The following is a 10,264-nucleotide window of genomic DNA, read 5'->3' as shown; positions in this document are numbered from 1 at the left end:
TGGTCGCGCTGGAAGCCACCTTGCCGAGATCCTCGCCAGAATGTGGGCGACGCTCGGCGGCTTCATTCGCACGCAGGCCGTCGTGAGTCTGATCGACGCATTCTTCATCGGCCTCGGACTCGTAATCCTGGGAGTGCCACTGGCACTCGTGCTCGCGACGCTGACCTTCCTCGGCGGTTTCATCCCGATCGTCGGTGCATTCGTTGCCGGCGCGTTGGCCGTGTTGGTCGCACTCGTGGCGAACGGACCGACTACGGCCCTCATCGTGTTGATCATTATCCTGGCTGTTCAACAACTCGAGGGAAATGTCCTCCAGCCGGTCCTGCAGAGCCGCAGCATGAACCTGCACCCTGCGATCGTGTTGCTTGCGGTCACCGGGGGAAGCTCGGTGTTCGGCATCATCGGTGCATTCCTCGCGGTACCGGCTGCGGCCGTCGCAGCAGTACTCATCCGGTACGTCTCGGAGCAGATCGACAAGCACTCCATCGAAGCCGATCAGGAGCAGCTGGAGGAACAGGCGCCTGACCCCGCAGATCTGGCGACCGACGACGAGGACTCGGATCAGGATGCAGCGAAGAGCTGAAGCCTCGATCCGTCCCGTTCCCGAATGACGTGCAGGCGGCTCGGAATGCGTTGGCGCATCTCGTCGACATGACTGACGATGCCGACGACCCGGCCGCCTGCACGGAGCTCGTCGAGAACGCCCATGACGGACTCCAGGGTGTCGGCATCGAGCGTGCCGAAGCCCTCGTCGATGAAGATCGTGTCCAGTACGACACCGCCGGATTCGGCGGCGACGACGTCGGCGAGACCGAGCGCCAGCGACAGCGAGGCGAGGAACGACTCACCGCCGGACAGTGTCTTCGCCGACCGGACGACACCGGTGTAGTCGTCGCGAATATCGAGACCGAGACCACCTCGCCGACCACGTGATTCGGCCTCGTCCGAGTGCACGAACTCGTACCGACCCGAGGACATCCGACGTAGTCGAGCCGACGCCGATTCGGCGACGTCTTCCAGCCGAGAAGCCAGAACGTACGACCGCAAGGACATCTTGCGAGCGTTCTGACCACGACCTGCGACGACGTCCGCCAACGCGGCGAGTTCCTCGTGTTTGGCCTGCATGGGCGCGACCCGATCGACCGCGGCCCACAACTGTGCAGTCAGGGCTTCCAACTGTTCGACACGACGTTTGCATTCGGCGTGCGCGGCAACCGCTGCATGCAATCGAGACGCGGCGTCGTCGACGACATTCTTCGCCGCGACGGTATCCACCGGCTCGGTATCCGCAACGGCGAGGATCGCGGGTTCGGCGAGGACCTGCTCGGTGTGGGCCCGCACATCGTTGGCGGCCTCGAGATGCTTCTCGATCGATGCGATACGCGCGGGTGCGAGGACCCGCTGAGCGGCATCCGCGGCGGAGTCGAAGCCCGATTCGGCAACCTTCGCTGCGAGCGCGTCGGTGAGCTTCTGCAGTTCGGTTGCCGATCCGGCCGCAGCGACACGCTTGTCCACCAAGTCGGTCGACAACGTGATCAGTTCTTCCAGACGCGCGAGTCGCTGATCGATGCTTTCTGCGCCGTCCATCGCAACGGCAATCCGCGACCGCATCTCCTGAGCCGACGCGCGTACTTGCGTCGCCCGTGCCGCGAGACCTGCTGCAGCAGAATGCTTTTCACCGACTGCTGCGGCGATACGCTGGTCCTCGCTGCGCAGGTGCGCCAGCCGGGCGCGCAGTTGGTCGAGCCGCGAGGCCTCGGCCCGAGCCTTCTTCAGCGCCGCGTCGACGGTGTCGCGTGCGTCGATCAGCTGTGCGCTGTTACAGTCCCCCGACTGCTGGACGAGTGAATCCTGGACTCGCACCAGGGCGAGGACAAGCGCCGCCTTCTTCTCGGTGAGTGCCGCTGCCCTGTGTTCGAGGGCCGCGGCCGCATCCTCGTCCTGTTTGGTGACCGTCGACTCGGTCGCCTGGGTCGGTGCCGGATGGTCTTCCGAGCCGCACACCACACAGGGCTCACCGTCGACGAGTCGTGATGCGAGCTCTGCAGCCATCCCCGCCAAGCGCTGCTCTCGCAGGTCGAGGGTGTGCGCGCGAGCGTCGTTGAAGGCGGTTCGTGCGCTGTTGTGAGCTTTCTCCGCGGCTGCAAGCTTGGTCCGTGTCTTCGCCAGCTCGGCGACCGCTTCCACCGCTTTGCCGAGGCGCGTGCTCTCCATCTCGAGCGCCGGAATCTCTGCGGCCGCATGAACAGCGGAGTGCACCGCGGCTTCCACTTCGTCGATCGCGGCGGGAAGCGTGGCCCGCTCCGACTGCATGGACTCGACAGCCCGCTCGACGGTGGCGAGTTCTCCTTCGAGCTGCGTTGCCGTCCTCTCCTCGCTCTCGGCACGGCGGACGAGGATACGGAGCTGTTCGAGTGCCCCGACCTCGGTGTTCCATGCGCGAACGGCAGCGGCGACGACTCTGCGATCGGCGACGAAATCCGTCCCCGACGTGCAGAGCCCTTCCGTGACCGCCTCGGATCCGTCGAGTTGTGCGAGGGCCCGGTAGGCGCGATCGGACGCTGCCGAGGCTGAGCTGTGTCTGCTTGCGGCCGCGTCGAGTTCGCCGGCCAAGGCCGCGACCGGCCCCGCCGCAGCCGACCGTTCGAGCTCCAGACGCAGCACGGCGCGCTCGGCTGCGCCGGCCTCGTACTGCGCACGCTGTTCGCATGCAATACTTCTGCGCCGTTGCAGGTCACGAGTGGTTTCAAGTTTTCTGAGGGTGACCACTGCGGTGTCCGACGTGGCTCTGGCGTGCGCCAGCGTCTGCGCGGATTCGTTCAGTGCCGCACGGGAGGTGTCGAGAACGTCGCTCGCCCACTCGACCGGCACACGATCGAGTTGCTCGTCCTCACCCGATGCTGTCGAAATTTGGCCCAGCAGTTTGTCCGTCGCGATCCGACTGGTCTCCAACGCCGCCGCGCTCGCGCGCCGCGCGTCGGCGAACCACTCCTCGATGTCGCCGAACCTGCTGGTGTCGAAGAGCCTCTCGAGCAGGTTCCCGCGTTCGTCGCTGTCGGCCCGCAGAAACCGCGCGAACTCGCCCTGTGGAAGCAGCACGACCTGGAAGAACTGGTCGGCACTCATCCCCAGTGCCGCGCCGACGGCATCGCCGATCTCGTCGAGCCGGGTCAGGTTCTGACCAGTGCCGTCCAACCATGTCAGCGACGCCTTGGCGTTCTGTTTGGTCGTTCCGGCCCCACGCTTCTTGGGTCGGAAGAACTCGGGGCTGCGAGTGATCCGCATTCGTCGACCGCCGAGGGTTGCGTCGAGCATCACGGTCGGAACAGCCCCCGGCGCGGCATGGTCGGACAGAAACCGTTTGCCGTCCTTGCGCGCCCCGGGAACCGTGCCGTACAGCGCGAATGCAACCGCGTCGAGAATCGTCGTCTTCCCGGCACCTGTCTGCCCGTGCAGCAAGAACAAGCCGTCCGCGCCGAGAGCGTCGAAGTCCACCGTCTCGGTGCTGGCAAACGGCCCGAACGCCGTGACCTCGAGCTTGTGCAGTCTCACGCAGACTTCCCGAACAGCTCGTACTGCCCCGTCACGCTGTCGGCGGTGACCTCGTCCTGGTGCACGCTTGCCAACGCGCGCTCGAGGAGGAGAATTTCGCTGCCGGTGGGCGTACTCCTCATGTCGGTGACAAACGAGACCATGATCTCGCTGTCGGTCCGCCCGCGCACCCGGTCTCGGTAACGAAGGCTCGAATCTTCGGCTGGACGGTTCCATTCGAGGTGAATCGCGTGCGGAAATCTGGTCTGCAACGACCGCATGGCATCGACCGGCCGCACAGGATCGGTGAGCACGGCCGACACGTAATGATCCTCGGCGTCGACGAAGCGCTCCTCGGTCAGCAATTCCTCGACGGTGCCTTCGATTCGACTGAGCCCCCGGACAACCGGCAGATCGACGCGTTCGACCCCGGCCAGGCCGTTACCGTCGAGTTCCAGAATCCACACAGCTTTGCGGTGGCTGCGCTCGCCGAACGAATACGGAAGAGGCGAGCCCGAGTATCGAACTCGATCGGTCAATGCCTGCGGAGAATGCAAGTGCCCCAACGCAACGTAATCGACACCGTCGAATGCCGATGCGGGCGCAGTCTCGACGCCGCCCCCCGAGATGGACCGCTCGGAACCCGTCGACTCGCCGCCGACCACGAAAGCATGAGCCAGCACAACGGATCTGACCGAGCTTGAATCGCTGCGGCGCTCGTCGAGATCGGCGGTGACGCGTGCCATCGCAGCATCCAAGACCTCTGCATGGCTGCGCGCAGCCGGAATGTCGAGCTCGAACCGCGTGGTTTCCGGCTCCAGGTAAGGAATTCCGTAGAACGCGACGGGGCCGAACTCGTCGTCGACGAGTACTGGTGTGCCGACGTCGCCGACGCGCGTCATCAGATGAAGGCCACCAGCCGCAGCGAAAGCGGCTCCTGCTCCGAGTCTCGCGGGCGAATCATGATTTCCCGACGTGGCGACGATGACTGCGCCTGCTGCGCGGATGGCCTCCAGACCCCTGTTGCACACCAGCACGGCATCGGCGCTGGGAACCGCGCGGTCGTAGATGTCACCGGGCACGACGACGACGTCTATTCCGTGCGCTGCAACGAGATCCGCGATGGCCGCCAGCGCGGCAGCCTGGTCGGCGAGCAGATCGGTGCCGTGGAACGTGCGACCGATGTGCCAGTCCGAAGTGTGCAGGATCTTCATGGAATACGACGCTATCGGCAGACACCGACAAACTCCGCCAACTGCTACGGCCTGTCGGGTGTTGCCCCGGTTACCAGGAATGGGGGCTCCGCCCCCAGTGGCACGAACAAGTGCACCAGAGGAACCTCAACCGTGCCACTGGGCGGAGCCCCCGGACGCCACTGGGGCGGAGCCCCCGGACGCCACTGGGGCGGAACCCCTCGCGTCCACTGGTGCGGAGCACCATAGGTCGGCCGAACCTGTCGGTGCCCTCGTGCATCATCGTCGAACATGAACGCACTCACGGCACTCGGCATGATCTTCGCCCTCGTCCTCGGGGGCGCGATCGGTTGGCTGCTGCACGCGTCGAGGATCGGAGACCGGGCAGTTCGAGCCGAGGCTCAGCTGGCGGCGCTCCGCGACAACGAGGCACTTCTCCGTCGTTCGCTCGCGGCCGTCAACGAGGATTCCGCAAGGCGGCACTCCGGCGTAATCGGCCAACAGGTGTCTCATCTGGTCGAACCGCTGCACGATGCGGTCGACGCGCTCACCGAGCATGTGCGCCAGGTCGAACACAATCGAATCCGAGCCTATGCCGGGCTCAGCGAGCAGGTCACCGGCATGCACCGCGCGTCGGTGCAGTTGTCGACGCAGACCTCCCAGTTGGTCACCGCGTTGCGTGCGCCGCAGATCCGTGGTCGATGGGGCGAGATGCAACTGGAGCGGGTCGTCGAGCTCGCCGGCATGGTCAAGCATTGCAATTTCGACACCCAGGTCGCCAGGAACGGCGTCAGGCCCGACATGATCGTTCGACTCGCCGGTGGCCGCCAGATCGTCGTGGACGCCAAGGTCCCCTTCGCCGCGTATCTCGACGCCGCCCAAGAGGAGGATCCGGACAAGCGAGACAAGCAGATGACGCGTCACGCTCGTCATCTGCGCACTCACGTGGATCAGCTGGCGGCCAAGGAGTACTGGCGATCGTTCGAGCCGACACCCGAGTTCGTCGTCCTGTTCGTGCCCGGCGACCCGTTCTTGGACGCCGCATTGACGTCGGACTCGGCGCTACTGGAGTACGCCTTCACCAGAAACGTGATACTTGCCACGCCCACCACGTTGGTGGCACTTCTGCGGACCGTCGCCTACACGTGGAAGCAGGAGTCACTGGCCGAGGACGCCGCGCGAATCCAACAGCTCGGCCGTGAGCTGTACACCCGACTCGGGGTGGTCTCGACGCACCTCGACAAGCTCGGAGGGCATATCGGCAAGGCAGTCGACTCGTTCAACGCGACGGTGTCGTCCGTGGACGCCCGCGTCGGCGTCACCGCTCGAAAGCTCCACGAACTCGAGCTGTTCGACGCCGATGTGGTCGATGTACGACGGGTCGACGCGAGGCCCCGAACGTCCGATTCGTCGCACTCGGTCGGGCAGTTCGGTCATGTCAGCGACGCGGTGGGGTGAACAGCCGCTAACCTCGATGGGTGTCTACCTCCCAACGTGCCCGTTCCGGGGTACCGCTGGACCAACGTTCAGCGCTCGCATCTGTGCCCGGCGTCCCTGCTTGGGGGGCAGTGGCGATTGCCGTCGGCGCAACATTTCTAGGTTTCGTCATCGATGCCGCACGCGGGACCGAGCTGACGTCGGCGTTCGCGTGCCTGTACATCATCGGAACCGTCGCAGCCGTCGTACTGGTCCGCTATCGCGGGTTGTTCACCGCCATGGTCCAGGCTCCGCTGATCCTGTTCGTCGCCGTGCCGCTGTCGTATCAGTACTTCACCGAGAATCCTGGTACCGGCGTCAAGGACATTCTTCTGAACGTCGCGATCCCGCTGGTCAACCGCTTTCCGCTGATGCTTCTCGGATCGGTTCTGGCGATTGCCGTCGGCGCAGCACGAATTTTCCTGAAGAAGCAGGCGACCCACGCACCTGCAGGGGCCGCTACACGCGTGAAACGCGACCGCGCCAAGGACAAACGCGCCTCGCACACCCGTGCGCAGTCCAAGGACGACCGTGCCCGTGAGCCAGAGGTTCGCCCTCGCCGAGCCGCGACGGCTGCACCCGACTCCAGAGGCGCAGCACACAACCGAACGAGTGAATCAGCGGATCGTCGGCGGAGGAGCGAAGCGGCCGGGCCGAGCGAAGGCCGCCGGGCCCGTCGGGAACGGCTCGAGCCTCAGTACGACCGGCCCGCTGCAGATCCGTACCGTCCCGATCGAGCAAGCTCGGATCGGGCAGCGCCGAATCGATCAGCGTCCGAGCCTTCTCGTCGCCCTACTCCCAGGCCGCAGGCTCCCCGCGTTCCGCGGCCACCCGAGGTGGATCCGTATGCGGCTCCGCGAGCCAGCGCGCATATCCCGCCGCATCCGGTACCCCAGGTGCGTTATCGCGATCGCGGAGATTCCTGAGTCACCGCTGCGTAGCGGTAGGACGCAATTCTCGGGGCAGTGAGAACACGAGCGTCTCGTTGGCCGTCGTGACGGGTTGAACGTCTCCGAAACCGTGCTCGCCGAGCAGGTCGATGACGCCCTGCACCAGTATTTCAGGCACCGACGCGCCCGAGGTGATGCCGACGGTGGTGATGCCGTCGAGCCAGGCGGTGTCGATGTCCTTGGCGTAATCGACGAGGTAGCTCGCACGCGCGCCGGCTGTCAGTGCGACCTCGACCAGCCGAACGGAGTTGGACGAGTTGGTCGAGCCGACGACGATCACCAGGTCGCACTCGGGCGCCATGGCCTTGACCGCCACCTGACGGTTCTGGGTGGCGTAGCAGATGTCGTCGCTCGGCGGATCCTGCAGAGTCGGGAAGCGCTCGCGAAGCCGAGCAACCGTGGTCATGGTCTCGTCGACGCTCAACGTGGTCTGTGACAGCCAGATGACCTTGTTCACGTCGCGCACAGTGACGTTGTCCACGGAGTCGGGACCGTCTACCAGTTGCACGTGCTCGGGTGCCTCACCGGCGGTGCCCTCGACCTCTTCGTGTCCCTCGTGGCCGATGAGCAGGATGTCGTAGTCGTCGCGCGCAAACCGCTTGGCCTCCTGGTGCACTTTGGTGACCAGTGGGCAGGTCGCGTCGATCGTGCGCAGCGAACGTTCGGCCGCGGAGGCGTGCACGGCAGGCGACACTCCATGCGCGGAGAAGACGAGCAGCGAACCTTCCGGTACCTCGTCGGTCTCGTCGACGAAGATCGCCCCGCGGTCGGCCAACGTCTCGACGACGTGTCGATTGTGGACGATCTCCTTGCGGACGTACACGGGCGCACCGTGCTTCTCCAGGGCCTTCTCCACCGTCTCGACGGCTCGGTCCACGCCCGCGCAGTAGCCACGTGGCTCTGCCAGGAGTACCCGTTTGGCCCCGGAGTACGAGGGGGCGCCCTCGCCCGAGGGACGTGCGATACCGAGATTCAGAGGAACAGCCGAAGACATGCTTACAGGATACGGGTCCTACCGCACCCCGCTGCGCCGAGCAAAGCGGGTCGGCTACCCAAACGTGCCGACTTCAGGCAGGCTGGTGATCATGACTCGTGTCCCGTTTGCCGCACGCGTGGCTGCTGGTGTGGCTGTGACCGTCGTCGAAGAGGCGCGCAAACTGCCCAGCACCGCCATCATGTTCCCGATGACCGTCGTCAGCGAGGTCCTCGCGAGCTCGATGCGGCTCCAACAGCAGGTGACTGCTCTCGCCATCAAAGGTGACCAGATCATCGCCGTCCTGCCGATCATCGGAACGCCCGACCAGGAGCAACCGTCGTGGGCGGTGTTCGAGGACGATTTGCCTGCCGATGCAGAGGGCGAGGTCGACGTCCCGGACCAGGAGCCACCGCCTGCGACGGGTCGGTTCGCGCTGTATTCGACCCCGCCGAGCGAGGCCCCGTCCAGTGACAACGGGTCGGACACCAAGGCTTCCGCCCCGGTCGACCGTCCGGACATCGTCGATCTCGTCGACTACGACACGCTCGCACTTGCCCAGTTGCGCGCACGGCTACGGTCGCTGTCCTTGGACGATCTCCAGACTCTCCGCGAGTACGAGGACGCGTCGCTGCAACGCGCGCCGTTCCTGACGATGCTGGAGAACCGAATCACCACCGCGAAAGCCAAGTGACCGCGAGTACAGCCGAAGAGCCGTGGCCCGTTCGCACTGTCGCGATGAAGGTCGCGGGGTGGATCGACAAGCTCGGCAGTGTGTGGGTAGAGGGTCAGCTGACCCAGATCAATGCCAGACCCGGCACCAGAACGGCGTTTCTCGTCCTGCGCGATCCGTCGGCGGACATGTCACTGTCGGTGACCTGTTCGCCTCAGCTCCTCGACCGCTCCCCCGTTCCGCTGAGCGAGGGCGCCCAGGTCATTTTGTATGGGAAGCTGTCGTTCTACACCGGTCGTGGAACAATTTCGTTGCGCGCCACAGATATTCGGGCAGTCGGCGTCGGCGAACTACTGGCCCGTGTGGAGAAATTGCGCGCACTGCTCGCCGCGGAGGGCCTGTTCGATCCACGACTGAAACGTCCGCTTCCGTTCCTGCCGAGCAGGATCGGTTTGATCACCGCACGAGCGTCGGCAGCCGAGAAAGATGTCCTCACCGTCGCCCACAGGCGTTGGCCCGCAGTGCAGTTCGTCGTCCGGCACACCCCCGTTCAAGGCCCGACCGCGGTGCCGGCGATTCTCGACGCGTTGAAGGAACTGGAAGGCAACGTCGACGTCATCATTCTTGCGCGCGGGGGCGGCAGCGTCGAGGACCTTCTCCCGTTTTCCGACGAAGCCCTGTGCCGCGCTATCTCGCGGGCGACGACGCCGATCGTCAGCGCCATCGGCCACGAGCCCGACAGTCCGCTGAGCGATCACGTCGCCGACCTCAGGGCAGCAACCCCGACCGATGCCGCCAAGTTGGTGGTCCCCGACGCCGTCGCCGAACAGAACCTTGTTGTCGAACTGCGCGCGAGAACTGCCGCCGCGCTGCGCAACTGGGTAGCTCGCGAGGCACGCGGGCTGGAGATGATCCGGCACCGACCGGTCCTCGCCGATCCGATCGCCGGCCTCGAGCACCGACGCGAGGAGATCGTCAGGCTCGTCGACGCAGGCCGCCGCGACGTCCTGCGTGAGCTCGCGAAACAGGACACCCTCCTCGAGCATCTACGCGCGCGACTGCAGACCCTCGGCCCGGCGGCGACGCTCGCGCGCGGCTATGCCGTCGTGCAGCGTATGGTCGCCGGCGGCGATCCCGAAGTACTGCGCTCGGTCGACGACGCACCTCCGGGCACACAGATCCGAGTACGAGTGGCCGACGGCGCTGTCGCGGCCGCGGTCATGGGCAAAGTCAGATAGGGAGAATCTTCGATGGATGAAATACCCGTTGCAGAAATGGGATACGAGGCCGCACGCGACGAACTGGTCGACGTGGTCAAGGTTCTGGAACAGGGCGGTCTCGATCTCGACGCGTCCCTTGCGCTGTGGGAGCGCGGGGAACTACTCGCCACCCGATGTGAAGAGCACCTTGCCGGCGCCCGCAAACGCGTCGAGAACGCACTCGCGCACATCGCCGACGAGGACTAGGG

9 protein-coding genes are annotated in these 10,264 nt (G+C 65.5%); 6 read left to right on the top strand and 3 right to left on the bottom strand.

Features of this window, described 5'->3' with window-relative positions; translation table 11 throughout:
* On the top strand, positions 1-583 hold a 583-nt coding region (locus A2J03_RS29125), incomplete at its 5' end, for an AI-2E family transporter (RefSeq protein WP_156520647.1).
* On the opposite strand, the gene A2J03_RS29120 is transcribed toward A2J03_RS29125, so the two are convergent.
* Together A2J03_RS29120 and A2J03_RS29115 are read right to left on the bottom strand one after the other, a co-directional pair.
* Positions 562-3,552 carry an AAA family ATPase gene (locus tag A2J03_RS29120; RefSeq protein WP_068381630.1) on the bottom strand — a complete coding sequence of 997 codons (2,991 nt, stop codon included), beginning with the start codon at positions 3,550-3,552 and terminating at the stop codon, positions 562-564. The genes A2J03_RS29125 and A2J03_RS29120 overlap by 22 nt on opposite strands.
* Positions 3,549-4,745 (bottom strand): exonuclease SbcCD subunit D, encoded by a 1,197-nt coding sequence (locus tag A2J03_RS29115; protein WP_068381627.1) that lies wholly within the window; start codon positions 4,743-4,745, stop codon positions 3,549-3,551. The genes A2J03_RS29120 and A2J03_RS29115 overlap by 4 nt, the downstream gene beginning before the upstream one ends.
* 270 nt (positions 4,746-5,015) lie before the next feature.
* On the opposite strand from A2J03_RS29115, the gene A2J03_RS29110 reads away from it, so the two are divergent.
* Together A2J03_RS29110 and A2J03_RS29105 are read left to right on the top strand one after the other, a co-directional pair.
* Positions 5,016-6,182: a DNA recombination protein RmuC gene (locus A2J03_RS29110; protein WP_068381624.1), complete on the top strand. Its 1,167-nt coding sequence runs from the start codon at positions 5,016-5,018 to the stop codon at positions 6,180-6,182.
* 20 nt (positions 6,183-6,202) lie between these two features.
* Positions 6,203-7,126 carry a DUF6542 domain-containing protein gene (locus tag A2J03_RS29105; RefSeq protein ID WP_068381621.1) on the top strand — a complete coding sequence of 308 codons (924 nt, stop codon included), beginning with the start codon at positions 6,203-6,205 and terminating at the stop codon, positions 7,124-7,126.
* 1 nt (position 7,127) lies between these two features.
* On the opposite strand, the gene A2J03_RS29100 is transcribed toward A2J03_RS29105, so the two are convergent.
* Complete coding sequence (locus A2J03_RS29100) at positions 7,128-8,144, bottom strand: 4-hydroxy-3-methylbut-2-enyl diphosphate reductase (RefSeq protein ID WP_068381618.1); 1,017 nt, start codon at positions 8,142-8,144, stop codon at positions 7,128-7,130.
* 91 nt (positions 8,145-8,235) lie between these two features.
* Between A2J03_RS29100 and A2J03_RS29095 the strand changes: the two genes are divergently transcribed.
* Genes A2J03_RS29095 through A2J03_RS29085 form a run of 3 tightly spaced genes read left to right on the top strand, consistent with a single transcriptional unit; the run spans position 8,236 to position 10,262 of the window.
* Positions 8,236-8,817: a lipid droplet-associated protein gene (locus A2J03_RS29095; RefSeq protein WP_068381633.1), complete on the top strand. Its 582-nt coding sequence runs from the start codon at positions 8,236-8,238 to the stop codon at positions 8,815-8,817.
* The gene (gene xseA, locus A2J03_RS29090; protein WP_068381615.1) at positions 8,814-10,034 is read left to right on the top strand and encodes an exodeoxyribonuclease VII large subunit; all 1,221 of its coding nucleotides are present in this window, start codon (positions 8,814-8,816) and stop codon (positions 10,032-10,034) included. The genes A2J03_RS29095 and xseA overlap by 4 nt, the downstream gene beginning before the upstream one ends.
* Positions 10,035-10,046: 12 nt before the next feature.
* Positions 10,047-10,262: an exodeoxyribonuclease VII small subunit gene (locus tag A2J03_RS29085; protein WP_068381612.1), complete on the top strand. Its 216-nt coding sequence runs from the start codon at positions 10,047-10,049 to the stop codon at positions 10,260-10,262.
* Positions 10,263-10,264 lie beyond the last annotated feature (2 nt).

The sequence above is a fragment of the Rhodococcus sp. EPR-157 genome, assembly GCF_001647195.1.
Lineage (GTDB): Bacteria > Actinomycetota > Actinomycetes > Mycobacteriales > Mycobacteriaceae > Rhodococcoides.
This window is presented reverse-complemented; position numbering and strand designations above follow the sequence as displayed.